18 protein-coding genes are annotated in these 26,862 nt (G+C 46.6%); 6 read left to right on the plus strand and 12 right to left on the minus strand.

Annotation, left to right across the window (positions count from 1 at the left end; genetic code table 11):
• Positions 1-4 precede the first annotated feature (4 nt).
• Positions 5-871, plus strand: coding sequence for a LysR family transcriptional regulator (locus JOD82_RS22020; RefSeq protein WP_049816966.1), 867 nt, complete (start codon positions 5-7; stop codon positions 869-871).
• The gene (locus JOD82_RS22025) at positions 855-2,003 is read left to right on the plus strand and encodes an RDD family protein (protein ID WP_049816965.1); all 1,149 of its coding nucleotides are present in this window, start codon (positions 855-857) and stop codon (positions 2,001-2,003) included. Before JOD82_RS22020 ends, JOD82_RS22025 begins: the two co-directional genes overlap by 17 nt.
• A gap of 160 nt (positions 2,004-2,163) precedes the next feature.
• Here the strand turns inward: JOD82_RS22025 and JOD82_RS22030 are convergent, their stop codons facing one another.
• Positions 2,164-4,422 carry a glycoside hydrolase family 127 protein gene (locus JOD82_RS22030; RefSeq protein WP_029516916.1) on the minus strand — a complete coding sequence of 753 codons (2,259 nt, stop codon included), beginning with the start codon at positions 4,420-4,422 and terminating at the stop codon, positions 2,164-2,166.
• A gap of 130 nt (positions 4,423-4,552) precedes the next feature.
• Between JOD82_RS22030 and JOD82_RS22035 the strand changes: the two genes are divergently transcribed.
• The 3 genes from JOD82_RS22035 (at position 4,553) to JOD82_RS22045 (ending at position 7,586) form a co-directional block, all read left to right on the plus strand.
• A complete protein-coding gene (locus JOD82_RS22035; RefSeq protein ID WP_029516915.1) occupies positions 4,553-5,446 on the plus strand; it encodes an AraC family transcriptional regulator in 894 nt (297 codons plus the stop codon).
• A 153-nt stretch (positions 5,447-5,599) separates the two neighbouring features.
• Positions 5,600-6,538 carry a YwqG family protein gene (locus tag JOD82_RS22040; RefSeq protein WP_209949921.1) on the plus strand — a complete coding sequence of 313 codons (939 nt, stop codon included), beginning with the start codon at positions 5,600-5,602 and terminating at the stop codon, positions 6,536-6,538.
• 229 nt (positions 6,539-6,767) lie between these two features.
• The gene (locus JOD82_RS22045; protein ID WP_209949922.1) at positions 6,768-7,586 is read left to right on the plus strand and encodes an alpha/beta fold hydrolase; all 819 of its coding nucleotides are present in this window, start codon (positions 6,768-6,770) and stop codon (positions 7,584-7,586) included.
• Between the two features lie 188 nt (positions 7,587-7,774).
• Here the strand turns inward: JOD82_RS22045 and lacZ are convergent, their stop codons facing one another.
• The 8 genes from lacZ to JOD82_RS22085 form a co-directional block, all read right to left on the minus strand.
• Complete coding sequence (gene lacZ / locus JOD82_RS22050) at positions 7,775-10,819, minus strand: beta-galactosidase, LacZ type (protein ID WP_209949923.1); 3,045 nt, start codon at positions 10,817-10,819, stop codon at positions 7,775-7,777.
• A 53-nt stretch (positions 10,820-10,872) separates the two neighbouring features.
• Complete coding sequence (locus JOD82_RS22055) at positions 10,873-11,697, minus strand: carbohydrate ABC transporter permease (RefSeq protein WP_013308300.1); 825 nt, start codon at positions 11,695-11,697, stop codon at positions 10,873-10,875.
• Positions 11,694-12,590: a carbohydrate ABC transporter permease gene (locus JOD82_RS22060; RefSeq protein WP_013308301.1), complete on the minus strand. Its 897-nt coding sequence runs from the start codon at positions 12,588-12,590 to the stop codon at positions 11,694-11,696. The genes JOD82_RS22055 and JOD82_RS22060 overlap by 4 nt, the downstream gene beginning before the upstream one ends.
• 101 nt (positions 12,591-12,691) lie before the next feature.
• Positions 12,692-13,981 carry an ABC transporter substrate-binding protein gene (locus JOD82_RS22065; protein WP_029516911.1) on the minus strand — a complete coding sequence of 430 codons (1,290 nt, stop codon included), beginning with the start codon at positions 13,979-13,981 and terminating at the stop codon, positions 12,692-12,694.
• 340 nt (positions 13,982-14,321) lie between these two features.
• Positions 14,322-16,136: a cache domain-containing sensor histidine kinase gene (locus tag JOD82_RS22070; RefSeq protein ID WP_209949924.1), complete on the minus strand. Its 1,815-nt coding sequence runs from the start codon at positions 16,134-16,136 to the stop codon at positions 14,322-14,324.
• A 38-nt stretch (positions 16,137-16,174) separates the two neighbouring features.
• Entirely contained in the window at positions 16,175-17,734 is a 1,560-nt protein-coding gene (locus JOD82_RS22075; RefSeq protein WP_209949925.1) for a response regulator transcription factor, read from the minus strand.
• Positions 17,735-17,993: 259 nt separating this feature from the next.
• Positions 17,994-18,629, minus strand: coding sequence for a uridine kinase (gene udk, locus JOD82_RS22080; protein WP_013308305.1), 636 nt, complete (start codon positions 18,627-18,629; stop codon positions 17,994-17,996).
• Positions 18,630-18,704: 75 nt separating this feature from the next.
• Entirely contained in the window at positions 18,705-19,226 is a 522-nt protein-coding gene (locus tag JOD82_RS22085) for a ClbS/DfsB family four-helix bundle protein (RefSeq protein ID WP_029516908.1), read from the minus strand.
• Between the two features lie 375 nt (positions 19,227-19,601).
• Between JOD82_RS22085 and JOD82_RS22090 the strand changes: the two genes are divergently transcribed.
• The gene (locus JOD82_RS22090; protein ID WP_209949926.1) at positions 19,602-21,695 is read left to right on the plus strand and encodes a pectate lyase family protein; all 2,094 of its coding nucleotides are present in this window, start codon (positions 19,602-19,604) and stop codon (positions 21,693-21,695) included.
• A 90-nt stretch (positions 21,696-21,785) separates the two neighbouring features.
• On the opposite strand, the gene JOD82_RS22095 is transcribed toward JOD82_RS22090, so the two are convergent.
• From JOD82_RS22095 to JOD82_RS22105, 3 genes are all read right to left on the minus strand, one after another.
• Positions 21,786-22,130 carry a hypothetical protein gene (locus JOD82_RS22095; protein ID WP_016820169.1) on the minus strand — a complete coding sequence of 115 codons (345 nt, stop codon included), beginning with the start codon at positions 22,128-22,130 and terminating at the stop codon, positions 21,786-21,788.
• Positions 22,131-22,243: 113 nt separating this feature from the next.
• On the minus strand, positions 22,244-25,207 hold the full coding sequence (locus tag JOD82_RS22100; RefSeq protein WP_209949927.1) for a DEAD/DEAH box helicase: 2,964 nt from the start codon (positions 25,205-25,207) through the stop codon (positions 22,244-22,246).
• Positions 25,204-26,859 carry an SWIM zinc finger family protein gene (locus JOD82_RS22105; protein WP_069010153.1) on the minus strand — a complete coding sequence of 552 codons (1,656 nt, stop codon included), beginning with the start codon at positions 26,857-26,859 and terminating at the stop codon, positions 25,204-25,206. Before JOD82_RS22105 ends, JOD82_RS22100 begins: the two co-directional genes overlap by 4 nt.
• Positions 26,860-26,862: the final 3 nt, after the last annotated feature.

The following is a 26,862-nucleotide window of genomic DNA, read 5'->3' on the forward strand; positions in this document are numbered from 1 at the left end:
ATACATGGAAAGCAGTGATTTGAAAATTTTTCGGGCCGTCGCTCGCGAGGGCAGTATCACGAAGGCTGCGCAAGTTTTGAATTATGTACAGTCCAATGTGACTTCGCGGATTCAGCAGCTTGAGGCACAATTGAACGTACCGCTATTTCGCCGATCTAACCGGGGAATGACGTTAACGCCAGCAGGAGAGAATCTGCTGAAATATGCGGATACCATACTGACCTTGCTGGACGAGGCTGTAAAGTCCACTCAATATTCAGACCAGCCCGCGGGACCTTTGCGACTGGGCTCGATTGAGACGGCGGCGGTTACGCATCTGACCTCTTTATTGATGGAATATCACGCTCAATATCCTGATGTCCATCTATCGCTTATGACAGGCAGCACCCATGATCTCGTACAAAAGGTATTAAATTACGAATTAGATGGAGCGTTCGTCTATGGCCCCGTCGATGATCCGCATATAGAGCATGTTGCGGCGTTTGAAGAGGAGTTGGTGCTTATTTCGGAACCGGGAGAAAGTGATATGAGCAAGTTGCTTGCCAAGCCTATGCTGTTCTTCGATGTAGGCTGCACACATCGGGCAAGAGCGGAAAGTTTTCTGAGCGATGCAGGTGTGGATGCGTATCAGATTATGGAATTCGGAACCTTGGAAGTCATTTTGGGTGGAGTAGCCTCTGGTTTGGGAGTGTCCATGTTGCCACAATCGTCGATTGCAAAGGCAGAGGAGGCGGGAAGTATTGCTTCTCATCGTTTACCTGAGGAATATCGTAAATTAGAGGTGTGGTTTGTTCATCGGCGGGATTCGGTTTACTCCAGTGCACTGTCAGGCTTGCTCCATTGGATGAAAAAGGATGCTATACTTAACTAGGATTAAATTGACATCAGGGGTGTATCATTTGGAAGAACCTAATTTATTGAAAAATCCATCTACAGTAGCTCCGGGAGAATTTGTGAGGAATGGCGGTTATCAGCGACGAGAACCGGATAAGATGGCAGTATTATCAGAAACATACGGTGCCTCTATTTTTTTCAGAAGATGGGCGGCTTGGATGATTGACTTCATTCTTATCGTCTTTGGGTACGGAGGGCTGGTATATTTTACAGCGGAAAAAGTAGCTGAAGCGGAAACCCCAAATATGGGTATGGTAGTGATGCTCTTCCTGATCGGCTCCTTCTGCTATTATCTGTTACTGGAAGGACTTACAGGCTATACGCTGGGCAAGTTTGTACTTCGTATTCAGGTTGTGAATGGAGAAGGAAGGCCGCCAGGCATGGTTAAATCCTTGATCCGCACTCTCATACATCTGGTGGATACGAATCCGCTGCTTTTCATGGGACTGCCCGCCGGTATATGTGTGCTGGTGACACCTCGGAAACAACGGATTGGAGATATGGCTGCGAATACATATGTGGTTAAGGTAAGGGATTTGGGAAAGGTGGGCAGAAAGAAAACCGGGATTATTGCAGGAGCAATCATCCTGACGACGATCATTTCAATGGTTTTTGCTGTATCTTTAATTTCTATGCTCATTACGCAAATCATGAAGCCTGAGGTATTTACCAGTAAGGATAGCCAGTTTGCGGTTACGGCTCCCTGGAATTGGTCACGAGATAATAGGATTAATGAGGATGCGGACATCGCCATTAAAAATGAATTTACCGAAAGATATCTGATTGTATTGTCTGAACCGAAAAGCGATTTTGACAGCAGTATGACTCTTCAAGAATATAAAGGAATCATTGAGGATCATTTGGTGTCAGGAATTACGGACCCTGAATTGGGGACCGCTTCAGATATGGTGGTGAACGGATATCCTGCCATTGAGTTTACCCTAAAAGGAAAAATAGATGGGAATCTGGCCATGTATAACGTGACCACGATTGAAACACCTTCGCATTATCATCAAGTGCTTGCTTGGACCTACGCTTCCCGCTATGGTCGAGCACAGCAAGAGCTGCGCAAGATTAGAGACAGTTTCCGCGAAATGAACATGCTGTGAAGTGAACATGAAGCAATGACGATGAATCGAAGTTATAAGGAAGTAAGTGGAACAAGCAGACAGCTTATAGAAGCGTCTGCTTGTTGTTTTATAAACTTCCTTTAAAAAACGAACATCAAAACGCAGTAGGCGGAATAGTAGATTTATATAGATAATTTGATCATACAATAGAGTGTCTAATCACTCGTAATCCAGCTACTTTCGCCACTTTGCCTTGTGGATGGGCCTTGAATTGAATCGTAACTTCATTCTTGTGGTTCGTCACAGATAGAGGAAGCTCATAGACGAACGTTTCGAATTTATTCATTTCCTCAGACTCCAGCTTGCCTTCCCCTAAAATCAGGCCATCCGCAGTGATGTCAAAGTCACTATGGGGACGGCTCAAGTCCTTCAAATAAGTAACCGCCAATTGGACAGGCTCATCCGGAAGCACCTTCATGACAAAAGAGAACCAGCCCCCAGGCCAGGTATCGCGATATTTGCGGTTATAGATGGACCCTAGACCTACATGCTCTCCAGTAAAGGCATGATCCCGTTCAGGCTGCATTTCGGCAGGCTGCACAACGTCCACTGTAAGTCGTTCCAGCTCTAGCTGATACGCTAACGCGGTACGATATTCTGCCTCGGTTGCTGTCCATTCGTCCTTGGAAAAGAGATCCCAATAGACGGTATATGAACGATCATACATCTGATAAAACGGACGAAGCTGCAAGTCTCCGATATAGCCTAAGTCGGTCATATGGAATGTATTAGGCTCGTTCCCGTCAGCAATCAGCTTCGTTGTCAGGGAATCGGTCGATCCGATCAGAACAGACGCAAGCAGACGTTCCTCGTTGGACTCCTGTTCAACAGGGCCAAGGTCCCCAGCCAGTACAAGCGGGCCGTACATAAAAGCAATTCGGTGTGGATTATCCGGCATTTCCTCGACTCTCACGGTCATAGGAATATCGTACTCGATCGTATCCCCATTGCTCCATTCCCGTTCCATTACAACGTAGCTGGTAGGACAGGCCTCTGTGACGTGCTCTTCCCCGTTGATTTTAATCAGCATCCCTTGCTCCGCCCAGTGCGGGCATCTTAGCTTGATTGCGAAGGATTTGGGCTGCTTGCTGATAACGCGCAGCGTTCCCCGTCCATTTTGCGGAAAGAGAGTGTCTTGTTTGAGCTGTACGCCCATCTCGTCCCATGTCACAGTAGAAGGGACATATTGATTGACATAGATCGCTTCTGGCGTGTGAAAATAAATTGCAGTGCCGTACATGGAGTGACTTTCCATACCGGACCCGACACAGCATGTGAAATCCTCATATTGAGAATTAAAGGACTTGTGTCCTCCCATTTCCAGCGATACAAAATAGCACACACGTCCATCTACAGGCTGCTGTGAAGCTAGAATATGATTGAACATCGCTCGTTCATAGTAGTCGGCATAGGCTGCATAGGCGTCCCACTCGAACATATGTCTTGTTAATTTCAGCATATTGTAGGTGTTACAAGTTTCACAGGTACCTTCGCCCAAACGGTCATTCAGCTTGCCAGGTTCACCGAAATGTTCATTATAACTATTGCCGCCGATCACGTAGGAATGCTTGTGAACCACCCGATCCCAGAAAAAGCGAGATAGGTCCGCATATTGCGGTTTCCCCGTCATTTCAAATTGCCGTGCAGCGCCAATGATTTTGGGGATTTGCGTATTGGCATGTCGCCCTGCCAACGTATCTTGGCTATCTGCGAGATCATTTAACACCTCTCCGTGATAAAAGCGTTCCGCCAGACTCAAAAAGCGTTCTTCTCCCGAATGTTCCGCCAGATCGGTCAGCACCTCGTTCATACCGCCAAACTCGCAATGCAGCACCTGCTGCACCTGATCATCGTCCAGTCCTTGAAGTACATCCTCCAGCCAGTTGCCGAGTTTGATTTCTATAGACAGGGCCTTGGGATGATGCGCCAGCAGATGGGCATCACGCAAGCCCGCAAAAAGTTTGTGCATGGTATATAGCGGCACCCAGCCACCGTTCAGATCAAAGCCCTGGGAGCGGATATCTCCGGCTTTTACTTCCTCAAAAATCTCTTTCCCACGTGGAATGCCGGAAATGTATCCGTTTCCATGACTGTTTTGGCATATCTCCAGTTCGTCGACTACATAGTTCACGCGTTCCAACAGTCTTTCGTCGCCTGTGGAGGCAAACATCAGTGCACAGCCGGACAGGTAGTGACCGAGTGTATGTCCGCTGATGCCACGCGCTTCCCAGCCTTCATAGTGAGCCGCTTTGGGCTCCAGTCCCGCATATTCACGAAAGCGCGATAATAAACGGTCGGGTTCCAAGCTCAGCAGGTAGGCCGTATTCAGTTCCATCGCATGTAAAAGTGGGCCGGAATCAATTCTTACTTTATGCAAGTCAAAAGCTTTAGCTTTCAAAATCATCGCTCCTTAGCTAAGATGAAAGTGTATATTTCTCCACTACATTAGCATTGGAATCGCGGTATGTCAGTAGCTTAACCATACAATGGGTGGACAAATCCGAACATGAATCTAAAGAGGCGATAACATGACCTATCTAAAAGTAAATGTAGATGCTCCAATCCAACTGATCTCCGCAGGCGAGTTTGTTTCCGAGGTGCCTTGGAAGCATATGAGTCGCTCCATTGATAATTTTGAGCTGATCCTGGGTGTCCAAGAGACGGTATATATACGAGAGGAACGGGAGGATTTTGAAGTAGGCGAGGGAGATATTCTATTGCTTTACCCCGGTCGTACGCATAAAGGATACCGGGAATCGTTGCCGGGTGTAAAATTTTATTGGTTTCATTTCGATGTTCCCGCGACCCCGAATGTACTATCTAATGAGGAAATGAAGCAGGAAACAAGTGCTATGAATGGACTTTTGCAGCGTCATGGCAAGATGCGGGATATCTATTTACCGCAATGTGTACAGGCAGACAACGGGGATCGGATTCATATTATCGTTAATCAGATTTTACATGTAGCCAACTCACATTATCTTACGTATCACAGTGCCAATTATTTGTTCACCTCGCTGCTGATCGAGATATCAGAACTGGCGCTTAGCCGCTTGCTTTCCAATCCTGCTCATTCACAGGGGAATGTGAGTTTTAACAAAATTATTGAGTGGACCCGAATTCATGCCGAAGAGCCGCTGACCGTGACGGATTTAGCTCGAAAATTCAATTATAACAAGGATTATATCTCTCGTTTGTTCAAGCAAAACACAGGTATGCGCCCCTTGGAGTTCATTCACAGTATTCGTATCAACAAAGCCAAAGAGTTGATTTCCCGTACAGATATGAGCATTAAGCAGGTTGCCGAAGAGGCAGGCTATACCGATGAGAAGTATTTTATGCGTTTGTTCAAAAAGAGAGCCCACATGACTCCTTCCCAATACCGGAATGCCTATCACAAAACATTTATGAACAATGTCTAGTGCATTTCTACTAAAAGTTGGGTGCCACCGTCCATAGGAGGCAACCGGTGCAGTATTTGGTCAATTGACGGAGTCACTTAATATGGTAATCTGAGGGAAGGGTTTAAATGGTAGCAGGCTATGTTATTACTTGATGAAAAAGGGGCGAGCGAGATGCTACAACCACCATTAAAGGATGAACTGACTCGAATACTGGAAGGGTATTCACTGGATGAAGAGTTAAAAGAAGAGATTCATCAGGAAGCTCAAGCTGCTATACAATTTCATGTGGAGCATGAGGAAAACTACGAACACATTGGAAATAGTCGGATCGCCGGCTATCCAGATCTGCCACCCACGATAGAGTGGCCTTGTAATTCAGACGGGGAATATTATACGTTTATTGCTCAAATTAATTTGAGTGAGCTGCCTTTTTCACCATTTGAGGGATTGCCTCATCAGGGCATACTATACTTTTTTCTTGGGCTGGATGAGCCCGCCTATGATATTGACCATAAAATCTTTTACTATAACGGTGACAGCAGCGCTTTGCAGAAAACATTACCGCCCGCTGGGTGCGTAGAGGTTTCGGCAGAGCAACGAGATTTCACCGCCTATGCGATTTCCTTTCAGCCGATTATTATCCTTCGGTCGGAGGGTGAGCTAGGAGATATTCTTGTAGATCAGTACGAAGAGCTTTATGAGCTTCTATATGAACATAGCGACACGGTGTGGGGGCAGCATCAGTCTTTTGCAGGGAATACCCGGCGGGATGCTTATCTACGCCGAAACGGGCTGGAGGATCTTCTGTTTAACTGGCATAAGAGTGAGAGCCAGATTCATAAGGAAATCGAGCAAGCTATGCATAGGGGAAATACCGATTATGCGGAGCATTTACGATCCGAAGTGCTGCCTCAGCTGCAAGAATATCAGACGAATCGAGAGAAGCACGATCGAGCTTCGGAAAATTGGCATGTTCTGCTCTCGGTATCCTCTTTGGACGAGGTTGGTATGTGCTGGTGGGACGCGGGTTATTTGGAGTTTTTTATAGATCAAAGGGACTTGAAGAACCTTGATTTCACGCGAACGTATGTTAATTTGGCAACGAGCTAGCTAAAGCTCTAGACTGGGAAAATAAAGTATTAAAGCGACGTTGTTTTATTAAGCTAACGGGCAGGTTAGTTTAACTCCAGAAACAAGAATAGGGAACAAATGTTCTTTACATGTATTATATATGAGTATATAATCAAAACGAACCGGAGATCTGGTTTGCTTGATAAAACAATGTAGATTCTTCTTTAGTGTAAGAATATTATAAATAAATCAATTTTGGAGGGTCTGTATGCCATATTGTAAAGTCAAGAATGCCAATATATATTACGAGGAAATTGGTAAAGGCAAACCGATTATAATGATCCATGGTTTTACACCAGACCATCGGTTAATGAGTGGGTGCATGGAACCGATATTTGAAGATAATCCCGATAGGCGTCGTATCTATCTTGACCTGCCTGGAATGGGACAAACAAAGGACTACGATCAAATATGTAATTCAGATGATATGCTAGAAGCAGTTATAAATTTTATTGAAACTCTTGTCCCAAACCAAGATTATCTCATAGCAGGCGAATCGTACGGTGGATATATTACAAGGGGAATAATTAATAGACATAAAGATCGTATTGGTGGAGCTGCTCTGATTTGTCCATTAATTATTCCTGAACACAAAAGAAGAATACTGCCCGAGCATTTTGTTGTTCATTGTGATCGTGAGTTTATGGGCACCTTAAGTGAAGAGCAAATAAGTGATTTTAGCGCAAATCAAGTCGTTCTCAATGAATATAATTGGAAAAGGTATTCTGAAGAGATAGTGGCAGGTTGTAAGATCGCTGACTACGATTTTCTTAGCAAGATTCAAAGAAACTATGGATTTTCTACCAATATAGATAAATTAGTTTTTGATAAACCAACAGTATTTACCCTTGGGCGACAAGATGCAGTCGTTGGTTACATAGATGCTTTTAGAATTTTAGAAAATTATCCTAGAGCAACCTTCGCCGTTTTAGATCGAGCAGGGCATAATCTTCAGATTGAACAGGCTCTATTATTTGAGTCACTTATGCGTGAGTGGCTTGAAAGAGTAACAGAGTTTGGATTTTAGTTTTATATTAATCCATGGAACTAACGGGAAACGTTGATTCAATGAAACAATGACAACCTAGGGCTTTATTTTCTGCTGACAGTATGATTGGAATGATAAAATACAAAAGCCCTTCCAGCTTTAGCTTCTCATGAGGGAAGCAGCGGAAGGGCTTTTGTTATATATACTTGTCTATGCAGGGAGTATATTTATATCCGCTGCACGGTAAATTCGAATTCCAGCTTTTGATCGGCTGTAATTTGGTATTCTTCATGTACCGGAGCTCCCCAGCTATCGTCGCCGCCTACGCCCATTTGTTTACCGGCTATGGTGACAACGGTGTAATACACGTTGGGTAGCTCATACAGATGGTAGGCACTTTCCAGCTCAAACGCTGTATACGGCGAAATATTGCATTCCACCGGTGCGGTAGCTGGTGCAGTAATGCGAATACCGCGTTGAGAATCGTCGGTAATATTGACACGGCGCACGCCTGTACGGTTGCCGGATTCCTGCGGTACGACATACCCGGATACGTTATCCGCAGCTTCGTTGTGGAATACGCCTAGTCTCGCGCCAAAGGCACGGTCGATGTAATTCTCTTCCGGCCCCATCGCATACCAGTCCAGATGGCGATAGTCCGCCGGAACCTTGAATGAAAGGGCAAAGATCGGCAGGTTAGGCAATCCTGAGACGCCTTCATAAGTCGATTTTACGTTCAGGCTACCGTCGGCGAAGACGGTGTAGGCTACCGTTACCTGTACGTCTGCATGGATGCTCAGCGTGTAGCGGAATGTAACGGTTACACGGTCTGTCTGCTCTTCCGTGACCTCGATGCCCACACATTTACGTGTCAGACTTGCAGCGAACCAGCCACCGGCTTCAAAGCCTAGTGCGGTTCCCCGATCATTGTCTGTGGTCGCCCGCCAGAACAATGGGGCAGGAGGCATGGCGATCATCTCACGTCCGGCGTAGCGAAGTGAAGTCAGGCTGCCTGCTCCTTTGGAGAACATGATGGTGAAATCCGTACCGTGAACGCCAATATTTACATCGCCATGCACCACTCGTAGGGCTCCACCTATTGAAGCTTTCAGCGGCTTTGGATCTTCCACAATGAAAATATGTTGTCCGAAGGCCACTTCGTGTCCAGCCTCAGCCCAGAGCGTCGCTTCCTTCAAAACCAGAGCGGTGTGAATAACGTACTCACCAGGCTTTCCATCCGTATTAGGGAATGTCAGTGGAATATAGGCTTCGGTCTGAGCCGCTACATCTACATGAATGGCATTACGTGCGATTTCTTGGCCTTCATGCAGCAGGCTATATGCTAACTCATAGTCGCCTGTTCCCTCGAACAGGTTTTCATTGCGCAGGGTTACACCGCTGCGATCCGGGGTGAGCTTCAGATTTTGATACAGGAATTTGACCTCCTGCATCTTCGGCGAAACCTTCCGGTCTGCATAGACAATTCCGTCCGTACAGAAGCCATAGTCTGTAGCACGGTCGTCAAAGTCGCCGCCGATCGCGAGGTACTCGTGTCCGTAGCGATCTTTTTTCATAACAGCCTGATCAATATAATCCCAAATAAAACCGCCCTGATACAGCTCGTATTTGTTCTCCAGCTCTGTATACTTGTGCATGCCACCTACGGAATTACCCATCGCATGCATGTATTCGCAACTGATATACGGCTTTTGCGGATTGTCGTTTAGATATTGCTCGATATCTGCGGGTTTGGCGTACATCCGGCTCTCCATATCGCTGGTATCATCGTACGTACGGTTGTGAAACACGCCTTCGTAGTGCACCAAACGGCTCGGGTCGGTGGCTCGGAAATAGTTGGCGACATTGCGCAGCACTTCACCTGCATACGACTCATTGCCGCAGGACCAGATTAGAATGGACGCATGGTTTTTGTCCCGTTCCAGCATGGAAATGGCGCGATCCATGACGATATCTTGCCACTCAGGCAGATTGGCGGGAATATTCCACGATGGCTCGACGGCACCGAGTTTTTGCCAGGAACCGTGTGTTTCCAAGTTCATTTCATCAATTACATAGACCCCGTACTCATCGCATAGCTCATACCACAGAGTCTGATTTGGATAATGAGAGGTGCGAACAGCGTTCATATTGTTCTGCTTGAGCGTCCGGATATCCCACAGCATATCTTCACGGGAAATCGCACGTCCGGTGCGAGCGTTAAATTCATGGCGGTTCACACCTTTAAAGACGATGCGTTTGCCGTTTAAATGCATGACCTTGTTGATCAGCTCAAATTTACGGAAGCCAATTTTTTGTGGAATGACTTCCACGAGCGATCCACTGGCATCATAAATTTGAATGAACAACGTGTATAAATAGGGTTTCTCCGCGCTCCAGCGCTGCACTTGCTCCAAGGTTGCTGACAGCGAAGCGGTGCCATCCGTAAAGTCAGCTTTCAAAGAAGCTACAACATGACCGACAGCATTTTTCACATCGACAGTTGCATAGGCAGTTGCTGGTTTTTCCAAGGTCAATTTCAGCTCCAGAAGGCCCTGTGTGTAGGAAGCATCCAGATCTGCCTTGGCATGCAGGTCACGTACGTGAACCGTAGGGATGGTATAGAGATATACGTCTCTGAAAATACCGGAAAAACGCCAAAAGTCTTGATCCTCCAGCCATGCCCCTGTACTTCTTTGATATACCTCTACCGCCAGCTTGTTTTCGCCAGCTTGCAAGAACGGTGTCAGTTCAAAGTCAGACGGCGTGAAGCTGTCCTCGCTATAACCGACAAATTGTCCGTTCAACCATACATAGAAAGCCGACTCGACGCCTTGGAAAGAAATGAACACAGGCTGCGCGTCGGAAGCCATATTTTCCGGCAAAACGAAGCTTTTGATATAGCTCCCGACCGGGTTGTGATCCTCCGGAATATGGGGTGGACGAACGTCCGAATGTCCGTCCCACGGATACATCGTATTCACGTACTGCATTTGGCCAAAGCCTTGCGTCTGAATGTGACCCGGCACCTGAATATCACTCCAGCCACCGTACTCAAAGCCAGGAGTATAGAACTCTACCGGACGGCTGGCTGGATTTGTTGCATAGTTAAACTTCCAGCTCCCATTCAGGCTATGACGCCAAGCCATATCAGCTTGCTGCTCCGCTTCCTGAAGCGTAGCGTAATATTTGTGATCGGAATAGGCGGGCAGCCGATGTACAGCAAATTTGGTTACGTCGGTCAGCCAGTCCAGACTAGGGGGTTGGATGGTCAAGGCGAACACTCCTTATTTTTAAAATTGAAATGAAGAACGTACACAGAAATCTGTTATTTTACCGAACCCACCATGCCCGCTACAAAGTGTTTCTGCATCAGGAAAAATACCAGTGCAGTCGGAAGTGTGGACAGGACAATGGCGATCATGATGACACCGTAATCCGGTGCATAGCTGGAGCCGAGGTTCGAGATCAACAGCGGAATCGTTTGATTTTCCGGCGTTTGCAGCACAATCAGAGGCCAGAGGTAGTTGTTCCAACTGGACATGAATGTGATGATCGCGGCAGCGGCATAGGTTGTTTTCATTGTAGGCATGTATACCCGGAAGAACAGACCCAGCTCGGACAATCCATCCATACGACCTGCCTCCAGTAGATCTTTGGGAAACATCTTGGTGCTTTGACGGAAAAAGAAGATCAGGAACGCCGTAGTTACGGTCGGAATGACGACAGAAGAGAGCGTATCAATACCGATCCACGGTATGACATTAGAAATGCTGCCGAACATCCGGTAGAGCGGGATCATGATCGCCGCAAACGGAATCATCATAGACATCAGCAGGATATTGAAGACAACGTCTTTCGCTTTACTTCTGTAAATTTCAAAGCCATAACCAGCCAATGACGCGATTAGCATAGCCAGCAGCGTAGTTGAGATGGAGACTTTTGCAGAGTTACTGAGTGCGGTAACGATGTCCACTTTTTCAAGCAAATTGTGCATGTTATCCATCAGATGGGAGCCAGGCAGCAGCTTGCCCTTGGTCACATCGACCGACAGGTTCGTGGCGCTGGATAGCATCCACAGGAACGGGAAAATCGAAACGAACGACACAAGGATCAGAAAGGCGTACGTAAATGCTCTTTTTGTTTTCATCATTTTTTCTCACCTGCCACTTTGAACTGGATAATCGACAAGATAATGATCATAATGACGATGGAATAAGATACGGTCGCCGCATAACCAAAGTCGGATGAATACTTGAAGGACAGATTGTAAATATATTGCGAAATTGAAGATGTCGCGTTCCCTGGCCCACCTTTGGTAATATTCATAATTTCATCGAAGAGTTGGAGTGTACCAATCGTTGATGTAATCGAAGTGAACAGGATAATCGGCTTAAGCAGTGGAACCGTAATGCTGAAAAACTGTCGGATCGGGGAAGCTCCGTCAATACGGGCCGCTTCGTAGATGGAACTGTCAATGTTCTGAAGACCGGACAGGTAAAAGATCATATTATAACCAGTCCAGCGCCATGTGATCGCGATAATAATCGTAACCTTGGCCCAGAAAGGATCTGTAATCCATTGGATGGGCGTGCCAATCACGTGCAGATTCAGCAATAAGGAGTTTACCAGACCGTCGGACGAGAACAGGTACTTGAAGACAACGGAATAGGCTACAAGGGATGTGATACACGGCAAGAAGATAGCGGTGCGGAAAAAGCCCTTGAATTTCAGGTTTTTATCATTCAACAATACCGAAATGAACAGAGCCAGAATGACCATCAAAGGCACCTGGAAAATTAAATAGATAAACGTATTCTTCACGGCGGTTATAAACATTTTATCGGTGAAGAGTCGCTTGTAGTTATCAATGCCGTTAAAGCTCAGATTAGACCCTGTACCTGTCTTAAAGGACAAGATAAGCGCCTGAATCATCGGATAGAAATAAAAAGCGGCGATCATGATCACTGCGATGGATATGAACAACCATCCTGTCATACCTGCTTTGAGACGTGTTGTAGTTATTTTGGGCGCGGCTGTCTTCATACCATGTCAACTCCCTGTGCAGCAATAAAACCTTGAACTCGCAAGCCCAAGGTTTTAAGTGCTTTTCGTTTTATTATTTAGCCTTGGCTAGATGGACTGTCTTATTTAAGCTGTGCTTCCGCTTGTCCTTGAGCATCTTTCAGAACTGCGTCTACATCTTTTCCGTTCAGATAGTTTTGAATTTCAACGGTCATGATATCCTCAATGGCATACGTGTGCAGACCATAATTGACTTTTGGAACTTGTTTAGTCCATTCTGCAAATTTCTTATATACTTTGTCGCCTCCGAAGTACGGATCCTCCACGTCATAAGCTTTACCGCTGGAAGCTGCGTTCAATGAACCGACAATTCCAATTTTGCTCAGCATATCTTGATACAGCTCTGTATCTGTTCCGAATGTTTCTTTCAGGAAATCAGCAGCGGTATCTTGACCGTCCGAGTTAAGGACATACCAGGAGCTGCCGCCGAGGCTGGAAGCATTCACGGATTCAGGTATATTTTTCAGCTTAGGGAAAGGAACAACAGCCCATTTACCGGATTGCGAAGCTTCTGCTTTGATCGAAGGTGTAATCCAGTTACCTGTAGGTACGGAAGCAACTGCACCGCTGTTGAATGCGGCCAAGAACTGACTCCAGTCGGCATTCATTTTAACAATGTTAGCGTCGAACAAGGATTTGTACGTCAAGAGAGCTTCTTTCAGAGCTGGATTACCAGCCAGGTTTGGTGTTTTACCGTCTTCTTTCAGGTACCATGAACCTGCGGTTTGGATCATACCGCGGATCAGACCGAGGTCATTCGGATCTTGAGTCAGCATTTCTTTGCCTGTTTTTTGTTTTACGGCTTTACCAATTTCAATAAATTTGTCCCAATCAATATTGGTCAGGTCCGCTACTTTGTAGCCGGCTTGTTCCAGATAGTCCGTTCTTACATACAGTCCCATAACACCGGAGTCGAATGGAACACCGTACTGCTTGCCATTGTAGCTAGTCGGTCCAATTTTATAATCAGCGAAGTCGGATGCTTTGATCGTGCTGCTCATATCATGGAAAGAATCGGGATAGGCTTGCAGGAAGTTCTGTGCCCGATAATCCTCGATCAGAACCACGTTCGGCAATCCTTTAGTAGATCCGGAGTTAAGGCCGGCATTCATTTTTTGTACGATATCGTTTTGAGCATATTCAACAATGTTTACGGTTACATCTGGGTGTTTGGCAACGTAGCGATCTTTTGCCAGCTTCAGGGCTGCGATATTAAAGTTCGGGTCCCAAGCCCAGACGGTGATTTCTTTTTTGCCTGAATCTGTGGTTGTAGCTGCTTTCTCGGAATTGCTGGAGCATGCGGATAGCAAGATCAAGCTTGCAATCAGCAGAAGGAAAGTCATTTTTTTCATTTTGTTCAACCCCTATTCTTTTTTTATATGTTGCTTGCTAGTTCTAAACTTCTCGAATGAAAGCGGTTACCTCATTTATAAATCTAGTGTACCATCCATACTTTGTCGGTGTTAGGAATATCTTTATACGGATTGGTCTTATTATTATGATTTATGAAAAAAGGTACCGCTTACATTTGTATTTTATTTTGGTTTAGGTATTTTTTTTAGGTTGAACTAAAGTTGTTCACGAAGCGCCACTGCGCGGCCGGATGGTGCTTCCCACCGCTGTTGCTTGTACAACACCATTCCGCCCACTCCGTTCTTGTTCCACCTTCTTTGTTTAGTTCAGCCTATTTTTTTATGGGGTAGGAGGGGCTGGTTTTACGATCAGTGGTAGGGTCATTCTTACTTTGGTGCCCTCGCCTTTTTTACTGGAGATAGTCACTCCATATTCTTCTCCATATAAAAGGGTAATGCGGTTGTGCACATTCTGGATGCCGATGCCTGTGAACAGTTGGCGCTTGCTCTTGGGATTTGGTAGTCCGTCTTGCGCTGTATGCCCGTCCAAATCCATACCGTCTCCATCATCGACCACCTCACAGATCAATGTATCCTCCGTTTTGGACACCAATATATAGATGTGGCCTACATTTTTTTCATTAAACGCATGGAAAAAGGAGTTTTCGATAAAAGGCTGAATGATGAGCTTGGGCACATGGTACTCCAGACAATCGGGTGATACAAAATAATTCACTTGTACCCGTTGCCCGTAGCGAACATGGTTAATGAACACGTAATTTTGCATGTTGGCCATTTCCTGCTCAATGGTGATTGTTTCGCTCACATTACTGATTGTATTTTGCAGTAAAGAAATGAGTGCATTGATCGTCTCGGCGGCTGTTTCCTTGTTTCCTTTGAGCACCAGCATTTTGATCGAAGCCAGTGTATTGTACAGAAAATGCGGATTGATCTGCCGTTGTAGTGCAGCAAGCTCTGCGTTCCGTTGACCCTTTTGCGTCTCTAAAAGCTTACGGATATAGTCATTCAGTTCATCCAGCATGTAGTTGTAAGCATGACTTAATTGTCTAACCTCATAGCTGCCTGTTACCGGGATATAATTATCAAAATTTTTCTCACGTATGGTCGACATTTGCTTCACCAGTCGAGTCAGGGAACGAATCAGTCGACGGGATATCAGAAAAACGATCACCAAAGCAATCAGTACGATGGCAATGCAGATCCAGACAACGGATTTAACGTCAATAATTTGCCCAATCGCGGCTTGTCTGTCGATCATGTTCACCAGATAAAAATCAAATGAAGGGATATAGTTGGAAAGGAGGATACTCTCCTTATTCATCACATCGGTATTAATGTAGTTCAATCCCTGTTCATTGATTTTTGTGGCATAGCCTAGTAGCTCACTGGAGCGTTGTCCGATCAGGTCCTGGCGGTTGCTCGATACAATTAATCCCGACTTGTCCAAAATAAGCACATCATTGCCGTTGCTCGTGAAATTGTTGTAGAAACGGCGAAATTCAGGCTCTCGGATAGCGATGTAGATCATGCCGTACAGGGTGCCACTGGTCCGCTCCATAAATGGTTTGGAGGCGATAATATAGGGTGTTGGCTTTTGCGCGGTGGTATTCATTTGTTGCTGAAATAATTCAGTATCCAATTGATACATAAGCTGTGCCGGTCGTGCTACACTTTGGGCTGTAATCGCACTGCTTTTAAGCTCTTCCGCAGTTACAGGCCAATAGGAAGAGTCGGAGTAAAAGCTCCGACCGTTCAGACCTGTTACAGCGACACCGACATCATAGGCATCGACGTTCGATTTAATTTGCTTCATTTGCTGTGCCATTCCGAAGTAAATCCTCGCCGAGTTAATCGAGTCAGATTGGCCGCCAGTCAGATAGTTCTTGACCGTTCCATTTTCCGAAGCATGGGTTACGGCATTCACGATAGAATCATTGAAGGATTCAAAGCTGGATTGAATCTGGCTGAGTACCTTGGCATTTGTAATACTGAATGTCTCCGCAAAAAGTCGTTCAGACATCCGAATCGTCACCAAAGAGGTCAGCAAGGACACCGCAGTGATGCTGACCACCATAACAATAAAGATTTTGAAGAACAGACCTTGATATTTGATCTTATGCATATATCTTTTCATATTCAATCTCTTTTCTGCTGGCAGATGTGACTTACTCTCTAATAGAGATGTTCCCGGCGGTACTGACTGGGCGAGGAACCCTTCACCTTTTTGAACACTTTAGTAAAATAGCTGGGGTCCGAATAACCTACCGTGCTGCTAATATCCGAAATGGACATCGTCCCCGACCGTAGTAACTCTGCGGCTTTTTCAACCCGTATTTTGTTCAGATACTCGCTAAAACCTTCTGTATGGTGTGCCGTAAAATAACTGGACAAGTAGGAAGGGTTAAAGTGAAAATATTGCCCAAGTGTCGTCAAATTGAGCGTTTCAGCATGATGCTCCTCAATATACTCCAGCAGTTTTTTCATGCTTGCGCTACTTCCTTGCTGTGTTTTAGCCATGATCTGTCTGTTCGCTTCCTCCAAAAAAGTCTCCAGAAGGCGCACGGCCTCATGTACATGAGGGGCATCATTAATTGTTTTGAAATAGGAATATTTCGCCGCATCCAACTCCTTCATATCATACCCCTGATTCCCGAGCAAGATCGTAATGTTGAACACGATATTTCCGAGAAGCGATTTGAATTCAAAAGCGGTAGAGGTATAGTTGCCAGACATGGCGGCTACATAGGATCTCAAATCCTGAAAAGCTGTATCAAAATGCTCACGCTTCATCTCTTCTGTAAATTGTTTTAAGTTAAACGAGCTGTTCACTTGTACAGGCTGAGGGAGTTCGTCTTCTATTAACAGCGCTGTTCCTGGGAAATAAAAGCGGTAACTCAGCAGTTTTGGCAGTTCATCCTGATAGACGTCACTAATCTGATTGAACTCATCAAATAAATGGCTAACTGCCCAGCCTGTCTGTGGATCGACTCGCTTTGTCTCCTGAGCAACTTCCCTAACCGCAGCCATCCAGGCGTCTACTTCCCGTGGATCAAGATTGGCTAAAAACACAGCCGCATAGCCATCAGATGGCAGTTGTCGCAGTACGATGTACTCACAGGCAGAGGATACTCGATCTGTAAGCTTGGAAAATAGGTCCGAGGCAGAGATGGAGCGCCCTTTATCCTGCTGTGCCAGCTGTTCTATACCTATGAGCGCAAAACGGGCATAAGGAAATGCTTGCTTCAGCAGCTCGGCGTCATAGTCCATGCTATACCCGGAGATCAGCTTTTCGATCACATGATCTATCGTAATTTGACTATTCCCGGCATCTGCTTGATATTGAATGGATGGAATTTTGCGAGCGGTTCTCTGGAGCACTTGGAGCAACTCATCCGTGTCTAGCTTAGGCTTTAAAATATAGTCAGCAACCCCTTGCTGAAAGGTGGATCGCACGTAATTAAACTCGCCGTAACTGCTAAGTACAATGACTTCGATATCTGGATAGTTCTGTCTGACTATGCGCGTCAGCTCCTCGCCATCCATGATCGGCATTACGATATCTGTAATGACAATATGAGGGCGCAAGGTTTCAATCAGCTCCAATGCTTCTTTCCCGTTAGAAGCTTCACCTACAATTCGAAATCCATACTGTTCCCACGATAAATGGTGTTTAATTCCTTGCCGTACCAATATCTCATCATCCACAATCAAAATGTTGCATAGCTCATTCATGGCAGCACTCTCCGTAATTATACCTATTCGAGGATTTGTAAAAATCCTGATTCAAAAAAGACCTCCACCACGTGGACGTCATATCATCTGAGGCACATATTTGATAACGCTTCCAACTTAGCTTGAATCTAAAGCATTTAACCTTTACATGCTAACATAAACCACACGGGGATTCCAAAAAAAATTAGTCCAAATGGCATATAAAACACAAAAAAGGCAGCCGAGAAAACCTCGACAGCCTTAAACAACCGGGATTACCTTATACAGTACCCCAAGTCCGATCTCCTGCCAAATATTTTTCAGTCAAAATAGACAGCAGTTGAATGCCAACCTCATTGTGTCCTCCCTCAGGAAGGATCAGGTCAGCGTATTTCTTGGAAGGCTCAATAAATGCCTCATGCATCGGCTTAACCGTAGTCAGATAGTGATCGTGGATCGAATGGATGGTGCGGCCGCGTTCCTCAATATCGCGAAGAACCCGACGGAGAATACGCACATCAGGGTCCGTATCCACAAATACTTTGATGTCAAGCAGGCTGCGGAGCTTTTCGTCTGACAGTACGTGCAGACCCTCCAACATAACGATATGATTTGGCAGAAGCTCTACCGTCTCGTCCGTGGAGCGGGCATGAACCGTAAAATCATACACGGGCGCTTGTGTCGCTTGTCCTTTTTTCAGACATTGGAGATGCTCAATAAGCAATTCGTTGTCAAAGGCAAACGGATGATCATAATTGACCAAAGCACGTTCATCATAGCTCAGATGTGAATGGTCTTTATAATAGTTATCCTGAGATATGAAAGTCACTTTATTAGATCCCAGACGCTCAACGACGGCGCGTGCTACCGTCGATTTACCGGAACCTGTACCGCCGGCAATACCAATAATAAGCATGGCGTTTCACTTACCCTTCCCTAAATGTATCCCGATACAACTCAAGTATTGTAGCACAATGCACACTTTTTTTCATCACTGTTGAACTTTGTATTTCTTCCATTTCCGTATCTTGGCTCTGAATGTTTTAAACGGTGCCACCGAGTTGATGTGAATCCATCTTGCCATGGGCCAGTTTGGATTCGTACCCGTCCAATTGTGAACGCCTTGAGTGAAGAGCTCTTCGTGGCTAAGTGTGTCGATCCAATCCAGCCACTTTTGCTCAGTCAACTTGAACATATCGCGTAATTCGCGTAAAGATTGGTGGGAGTAAGTCTTGTAAAATGATTGATATAGTTCGCCTAGTCTGTTCCATTTATAATTGGGGGCGGGCATGATGACGGTTTTTCCTTCCCGTTCGTCTCTGTCCCATGTCATGACAAGATGAAGCCATCCGAGCTGGTAGGCAATCATCTCTGCGGGTGTTTTATCTACTTCAGGGATACGAATATCTTTTTGGCTCTCGTCGATCTCCTGAAACTCACCGTCAAATCGTAAATAGGAGGCATGAATGGCTTCCTTTAACTCCGATTTGGAAGCGTAGTCGTAGCTGGACATCTCATCGCTCCTTTAAATGATATGGATGATACTCACCCCTTTATATGTACCATTCCCAATATGACAACTGTATGTCTTATTCAAAAATAAAAAAATATCGTTTTTTGTGATTTTATGAAACAGAATTTGGCGTGTTCACGAAACAGGATGCAAAATTAATTGAAAAATTAAGACAAAAGATAAGTAATTAGACATATTTTAATATATATTTAAATGCCTATAATTATTGGAGTATAGCGTTTGAGGGCCCTCATTGGTGTTGGGATATTATTCTCTTCATCAGTACGTTATATACCGTTGGGGCAGGTCATGTCCGATGAACGGTGCAACCTTTGCTTTAGTATTCATGAATCTAACCAAGAAGGGGATTGTTATATGAAATCGAGTTTGCTAAGAAAATGTGCAAGTGTAATGTTAAGCAGTACGTTGGTACTGTCTTTATCATTACCGTTGCTAGGTCATGCACATGCGGATGGGAATTTACAGATAAGTGATGATTTCGAACAAGGAAAAGCTCAAGGCTGGACCGCGGATTCGGGGAACTGGTCTGTGGTCAAGGATGGGAATGGCTCTACATACCAGCAATCTAGTCGAAGCGAAAGCCATTCCGTTAAGGGTAATGCCTCATGGACGAACTATAGCGTGCAAGCAGATGTATATGTAAATGATTTTAATGGCTCCAATCGAGTCTACGTTGCAGGTAGATACACAGATTCCAACAACTTCTACGCAGCATCGTTGTACAACAAGAATGACGGAGCGCTTGAGATTCGAAAAAAAGTCAAAGGCTCTATGAAGACACTGGCTACCAATAAAAAATACAAACTGGACACGAATACATGGTACAGAGTTAAGCTGGAACTATCCGGTTCGGAAATCAAAATGTATGTCAATGATCAACTGGAGCTGTCCGCAACAGACACCAGCCTCACTGCTGGAGCCATTGGTTTGGTGACCTCCAAAGCAGCTGCCGAATTCGATAATGTGATTGTATCCGGTGCTTCTTCTGAGGTAGATCCAGGAACACCGCCTGTGAATCCAACACCAGGTACAGAAAAACCGACTCCTGGAGTGGACCCTGATGTAACCTCTAAAAGTAACTATAATTTGACTGGCTTTTCGTATGGTAATACAGGTGGTGGCAACATTGCGGATACAGATGCCAACTACAAAAAAGTTTACAACGCTGTAGATCTCAACGAAGCACTGAAGAAAGGCAGCAAAGTCAAAGTGATTGAGATTATGAACGATCTTGATCTCGGTTGGAATGAAATTCCTAGTGCTGCCAAAGTAATGCCTTTTAGTGCCAACAATCCTGTACAAACACATCCTGTTCTGAAAAAGACAGGTGTGAGCAAAGTCTATATCGAAAATATGAATGGGGTTACGATTTTCTCGGCCAATGGTGTGAAAATCAAACATGCCGGCTTTGTTATCAAAAGAAGCTCCAATTTGATTTTCCGTAACCTCGAATTTGATGAACTTTGGGAGTGGGATGAAGCAACCAAAGGGAACTATGACAAGAATGACTGGGACTATATTACTGTCGAAGGTGCAAGCTCCAAGGTATGGATCGACCATTGCACATTTAACAAAGCCTATGATGGTCTGGTAGATGTGAAAAAAGGGAGTAACGGAGTTACGATTTCCTGGTCCTTGTTCAAAGGAGATGACCGCAGCTCCAACAGCTGGGTAACCCAACAAGTCAACGCGATGGAAGCAGACAAGTCTTCCTATCCTATGTACGCTTATCTGAGAAGCAATGCAGTAGGCATGAGTAAAGAAGATATCATTGATATTGCAGCAGGACAAAAGAAGGCGCATCTGATCGGTGCTACGGAAATGGCTTCCGACAATCCAGATTTGGAAGTGACGCTGCATCATAATTACTATCTGGATATTCAGGACCGTATGCCACGTTTGCGTGGTGGTAATGCTCATGCATATAACATCGTTATGGACGATGCCGGATTGGCCAGAGCCAAAAAAAGAATTACTTCTGACATGGCTAAAGCAATTGCCGCCAAGGGATACCATTTTGATGTCGTGGGTAATGGTGCAATTTCAACAGAAAACGGCGCGGTATTGCTAGAAAAGTCTTATTTAATTGATGTGTTTTCTCCAGTGCGTAATAATCAAAAAGATCCTAACAAAGCAGATTATACAGGTAAAATCAAAGCCGAAGACGTTATCTTTTCCGACAATGGTACCGTATTCAGAGGAGGCAGTGAAGCTGCGAATAGCCCGTTAGCCCCTTATCCTGCGAAGGCCAAGGGCTTCTCTTGGAATGGGTTCACAACGTTGCCATACAGCTATACTGCCGAAGACCCTGCTAACCTGGTTGCTCAATTGCAGGCCAAGGATGGAGCGGGTGCAGGCAAGCTGAACTGGTCGAGTGAAAACTGGCTCAAAACGGTGTACAATACAGCCGCTACGAAAGATGCAATAGTGGAAGAAGATTCCGAATAGGTAGGCATATAAAAAAGCAGCCAGGACAGATATGCTCTGTTTCTGGTTGCTTTTTTGGTTACCCACGTTTAGGCTGCGTTCGGTATGAGCTTAACCAATAACGACAAATGAGGATACGCCAGCAGGTACGGATCTAACGCGGAATAATACTCCATCATCTCTAAAAGTACGCAGAATATAAGGCTGGTTCGTAGGTGTGCGGACTCTGTTGAATCGGGCAGTACCAAAGCGGTCGAAGCCTGCAGCTTGCACAAAGGTTCCATCTAAACGCCGGAGTGTTGCAAAAAATCCAGACGTGTTAAAAGGTACACCATCATTGTTAGCCCAGATAACTGTAAATCTACGAAGGGTTTGTGTTGGACTCACATTGCGATATCTCGTAACAGGAACCTTTCTGCCCGTAGATTTCAGCGTTTGTGGAGGACGAATGGCCACTTCAAATCAACTCCTTTGTTGTGATGAGATAGTAAATGCACACAAAGGAGTTTTGGACCGTGCTATAAACTACTGCTTCTTAAAAATAGGTATATATTGAACTTGGGACATCATTATGCCCACTCGCGCCGTAGCGTAAAGAGGTCTTTTAACGCGTCTGTAGACAGCTCAGTAATCCAGCCTTCGGTACTGGTTATGATTTGGTCGCTAAGCTGCTGCTTGCTCTCCAGCATTTCATCAATGCGTTCCTCCAGCGTGCCCAGCGAGATAAATTTGTGCACCTGTACATCCTTCGTTTGTCCCATCCGATAGGCTCGGTCTGTGGCCTGATTTTCAACAGCCGGATTCCACCAGCGATCAAAGTGAAAGACGTGGTTGGCTGCCGTCAGATTCAGGCCCACCCCCCCGGCTTTGAGCGACAAAATAAACACGGATGGCTGCTCGGCAGGGGGGAGCGTGTGAGATTGGAATTGATCAATCATTCGGTCACGCGCCGTTTTGGACGTGCTACCGTTCAGATAGAGCACAGGCTCTTGCAGCTCCTGAGCGAGTACCCGCTGGAGCATCTGCCCCATACCAATATACTGTGTAAAAATAAGGCAGCGCTCGCCCTCCTCCCGCAGTTCCTTGACCATAGCCAGAATGCGCTCTAGCTTGGATGAACGGCTAATGACCGTCTCAAGATCGGACTGACTATAACCGGAAGCCGCTGCATCCGGGAGTGCCTCCTTGGTTAAGAGGGCTGGGTGGTCGCAAAGCTGCTTCAACTGGGTAAGGGCGGATAAAATGGCTCCTTTCCGTTCAATCCCTTCCAGCTTCTGCATCCGTTCCATCAACTCTTTGACAATCTGGTCATAGAGCGCGCCCTGCTCAGAGGTCAGATGAATGTAGGTTTTCATCTCATTCTTGTCAGGCAAATCAAGCTGTATAGCAGGGTCCTTCTTCTTGCGCCGCAGCATGAAGGGCTGAACCAGCTTTTGCAAATCTAATGTGCGCTGCTCGTTATGTTCCTTCTCAATAGCATTCATAAAACGATTGCTAAAGGCGCGTGAGCTGCCCAGATAACCTGGATTGATAAAATCATAAATGGACCACAGCTCGGACAATCGATTTTCAATAGGTGTCCCGGTCAACGCAATCCGATGACGTGCAGGAAAGCTGCGCACGGCTGTGGATTGCTTGGTTTGCGCATTTTTAATGTTTTGCGCTTCATCCAGGCAGACCGAATCCCAGGTCATGCTTTGTAGCAGCTCTTGATCCAGGGTTGCCGTAGCAAAGGAGGTCAGGATGACATCAGCCTGCTCTACTTCTTCACGGAACAAGTCTCCCTGCTTCCGCCTGCTTCCATAGTGCAGCATCACCTTCAATGAAGGGGCGAAGCGGCTGAGTTCCTTCTGCCAGTTGCCCAGCACCGACGTCGGGCAAATCAGCAGCGAACTGGAGCGGACACCCGTCTCAGCGGCAATTTCCTGTAAGTGCAGTAAATAAGTAATAAATTGCACCGTTTTACCAAGTCCCATGTCATCGGCCAGACAGGCCCCCAGTCCAAAACGCCGTAAAAAGGCAAGCCATGCGTACCCGTCCCTCTGATACGTCCGCAGCTCGGCTTGCAGCCCGTCCGGCACGTCCAATGCAGGCCATTCTGACTGCCGTCCGAGCTGGCTGATCAGCTTCAGCAGATGGGCATTCAGCTCGACTTCCAGCCGGAAGCGTGCCGCATCCTCCGGCTGCTCACTCGAGGCGTCGCCTTCAGGATCGTCGGCGTTGCCGAGCAGGTGGAGCTGCAGGATGTCCTGAAAGGACAATCCCTGAGCGCTGTCGATCCCGGCCATAGCCCGGCGGATCTGCGCCAGCAGCGCAGGGTCGAGCGCGATCCATTGCCCGCGAAAGCGAACCAAGCGCTCGTTGCGAGCGACCAGCTCGGCGAATTCCGACTCGCTCAGATCGGCATCGCCAATGGCAACGCGCCAATCGAACTGGACAATCGAGTCCAGTCCGAACAGCGAGCTGCCCTTCGTGCGCTCTCCCGCCCCTTCGCCCGGGCGTACCTTGGCCCGCAGCTTCGGCTTCTTGCGGGTAGCTGCCTCCCACCAAGCCGGGAGCAGCACTTGCCAACCGCTTTCCAGCAGACGTTGGCTGTCGGTCGTCAGGAATTGCCACGCCGCTTCGTCGGAGAGCGGGCGATTCAGCACGTCATCACGGCTTCCGGCACGCTGCCCGGCAGGCAAAATCGAGGTCAAGCCTTCTAGCCACCCGGCTGAGCGCTCACGGACATGTGCTGTCCAGGCATCGGGCCATGAGCCGGATGCATACCCATCATCGGCGAGCTGTACAGACACCAGCAACGCCGGGTCTTGCTTGTCCTGCAACACAAGCTTGAGCTGCCAGGACGGCTCGTCGTCCTCCAGCTCTGGCTCCAGCAGTTGCAGAAGCGGCCGAAAGGGCGCGGTATCGGCTTTCCAGCCGATGGCGATGAGCCAGGCCCGCGCGTCTAGACCCGCCGCGGCTGGGCGGTTGGAGGCGAAGAGAATCGGATATTCTCTTCGCAAATCGGCGGCTTCCGCTTCGGTGCCGTACCAGCGTTGAAATACGGCAGCCGAGAACGCCGCTATCAGCCCATCTTGTTCGTCCTTCTCCAAGTTGCCTAGCAAAGCAAGCTCTGCCGGCTGGATGTTTTCCAGTGCTTCCGCATCCCATTCCCATTGCAGCTTCCCTGCCTGGAACGCCGTGAAGCTGGGCACATAGGCTTTCGCTTCAATACAGTGAGCAAGCGAAGGGATCAGCTGAAGCCATGGGGCATGGGCCTCGTCCCAGATCCATTCGATATGCTTTAGAAGCTCGCGCTCTGCCAGAAAAGGAATCACCTGCTCCGAAGGCAGCAGGATAATATCCGTGTCTTGAACATGTTGAATCTCCAGCTCGGTGCCATAAAACGAAGCCTCATGCCAAGCAAACAAACGCTGCTTCAGAATTTGGCCGGAAATGCTATAGTTCATGGAGGAATCGCCATAGATCAGCGCGTCTCCATAGGTAGTTAATTGGATATGCACGGTAATCGTTTCGGTATATTGACTCATGATAACAATTTCCCTTTCCGCAATTCCTCCTGTAGCGCCCGCAGGCGGCTATGACGGCTGGTGAAGGTCGTAAAGAACAGCTCCCAGCGTGATTCTTGCTTCATTTTCTTGTACAGCTTGAACAGCCGCTTTAATAGCTTGACTGCTGCTTTATAGCTGGATCTGTTTTTTTCTAGCACATAGCGTTCTACCGCTTGATGGTAAAAGGGGAGTAGTAACTCAGGCGCGTTCTTTTCAATGGGCTGTAACACGCTCACTCGAAAACTCAAAGGTTCACTGCGTATGCTTAGCTGATAGTCGATCCATGACCGCCATTTCTCGTGAGCAAGCAGTGCCTCTTCATACATTCCTCCGGCAAATGGAAGCATACCCACCAGCGTGTCCCACATGTCCTGCTCCGCTTCTGGAAGGTGCTGCAAAACCACATCCCAATCATGCATATAATCCTGTAAATGGTCATCCCGATGACTGTGAAGCAGGGGACCGATATGCCGCAGTCCGTCCTTGAGGCGTGCCCAATTCTCAGCTTTACGCAACGCCTGTAAGAACAAAAGCAATTGGTTGGAAGAGATTTTTAGTGGAAAAGCTCGTTCCGCTTCCTGAAGAAGTACCCAGGCTTCATTATCCTGCGATTGGAAAATATGCATCCAGCTGCGAGCCAACATCCACGGAAGCCTTGCTAAAGTAGTGCCGAGATCCTCCTCAGCCGCCTGCAAATGCTGTAATTCCTCCGTATATATGCTGGAGTCCTGTCTTACGGGATGCACCCAGTACAGCCAAAACTGATAATACGCGTCTGAAAAATAAGTACCGTTACGCGATTCTGTCAGCATTTTTCGGCGTAAATAGGCTAAGGTTTCTGCCATACGGGCTTCTTGCATCGGTTCATCGGTCAGCTCCAGTGGACTCTCAAAATCACGCTCGATCGCTTCTTTAAGCTCATCGGCAGCAATTTGCGTGTAATACCCCATATAGGTATGAGAGGGATAGCCTGGCATGGAAGACTGAGGTACCAGCTTTTCCAGCACACGCAGATGAGCATGCAGTCCGTATAGCTGTTGCATGCCGGGTGAAAGCGGCGGCTTCACAGCATAGATCGAGGCTAAAGCGCTTTGGACAAATTGGGAGTTTTGTGTGTTTACATGGTTAAGGGCGATACACTGATCGAACAGATCATGCCACTCTGAAATGGGCATGTCCGGTATTTTACTTGCAGTTTTACTGAGGGCGTTTCTTGTTGTTTCCTTGTGATCCGGTAAAAGATTCGACCGGGAAGGAGGTGTGTTACGCGTGTCAGCTTTTGTCGCCAATCGAGTGAATCCCGCCGAATGAGCGTTCACTAAAGCATGTACAGAACGTTCCTGTTCATTCGCGTAATTCAGTAGTACGGCGATCATATGCTTGCAGTTGGCGTGGACAGGGCATGTACATCTGCTGGCAGCAAAAGCGCTCAAGTGGAGATCCACCTCGTATAGCTCGCTTCCATCCACGACAGCTGCAATATGATCGGCATCAGGCATTGCGAATTCTTTTACCTTTCCTTGCTTAAAATATTGGAAACCTCGTTTGATCGTCACATCATTAAAATGGTCAGCCACGTTTTGAATAAGCTGTTGCCACTGTATATCATCCATAAGATAGGTTGGTTTCATATG

Source organism: Paenibacillus sp. 1182, assembly GCF_017833915.1.
GTDB lineage: Bacteria > Bacillota > Bacilli > Paenibacillales > Paenibacillaceae > Paenibacillus > Paenibacillus polymyxa_D.

Excerpts from the sequence above, each read along its gene's own strand:
- JOD82_RS22020 (WP_049816966.1), top strand. The coding sequence starts at position 5 with ATGGAAAGCAGTGATTTGAAAATTTTTCGGGCCGTCGCTCGCGAGGGC.
- JOD82_RS22025 (WP_049816965.1), top strand. The coding sequence starts at position 855 with ATGCTATACTTAACTAGGATTAAATTGACATCAGGGGTGTATCATTTG.
- JOD82_RS22035 (WP_029516915.1), top strand. The coding sequence starts at position 4,553 with ATGACCTATCTAAAAGTAAATGTAGATGCTCCAATCCAACTGATCTCC.
- JOD82_RS22040 (WP_209949921.1), top strand. The coding sequence starts at position 5,600 with ATGCTACAACCACCATTAAAGGATGAACTGACTCGAATACTGGAAGGG.
- JOD82_RS22045 (WP_209949922.1), top strand. The coding sequence starts at position 6,768 with ATGCCATATTGTAAAGTCAAGAATGCCAATATATATTACGAGGAAATT.
- JOD82_RS22055 (WP_013308300.1), bottom strand. The coding sequence starts at position 11,697 with ATGATGAAAACAAAAAGAGCATTTACGTACGCCTTTCTGATCCTTGTG.
- JOD82_RS22060 (WP_013308301.1), bottom strand. The coding sequence starts at position 12,590 with ATGAAGACAGCCGCGCCCAAAATAACTACAACACGTCTCAAAGCAGGT.
- JOD82_RS22065 (WP_029516911.1), bottom strand. The coding sequence starts at position 13,981 with ATGAAAAAAATGACTTTCCTTCTGCTGATTGCAAGCTTGATCTTGCTA.
- JOD82_RS22070 (WP_209949924.1), bottom strand. The coding sequence starts at position 16,136 with ATGAAAAGATATATGCATAAGATCAAATATCAAGGTCTGTTCTTCAAA.
- JOD82_RS22075 (WP_209949925.1), bottom strand. The coding sequence starts at position 17,734 with ATGAATGAGCTATGCAACATTTTGATTGTGGATGATGAGATATTGGTA.
- udk (WP_013308305.1), bottom strand. The coding sequence starts at position 18,629 with ATGCTTATTATTGGTATTGCCGGCGGTACAGGTTCCGGTAAATCGACG.
- JOD82_RS22085 (WP_029516908.1), bottom strand. The coding sequence starts at position 19,226 with ATGTCCAGCTACGACTACGCTTCCAAATCGGAGTTAAAGGAAGCCATT.
- JOD82_RS22090 (WP_209949926.1), top strand. The coding sequence starts at position 19,602 with ATGAAATCGAGTTTGCTAAGAAAATGTGCAAGTGTAATGTTAAGCAGT.
- JOD82_RS22100 (WP_209949927.1), bottom strand. The coding sequence starts at position 25,207 with ATGAGTCAATATACCGAAACGATTACCGTGCATATCCAATTAACTACC.
- JOD82_RS22105 (WP_069010153.1), bottom strand. The coding sequence starts at position 26,859 with ATGAAACCAACCTATCTTATGGATGATATACAGTGGCAACAGCTTATT.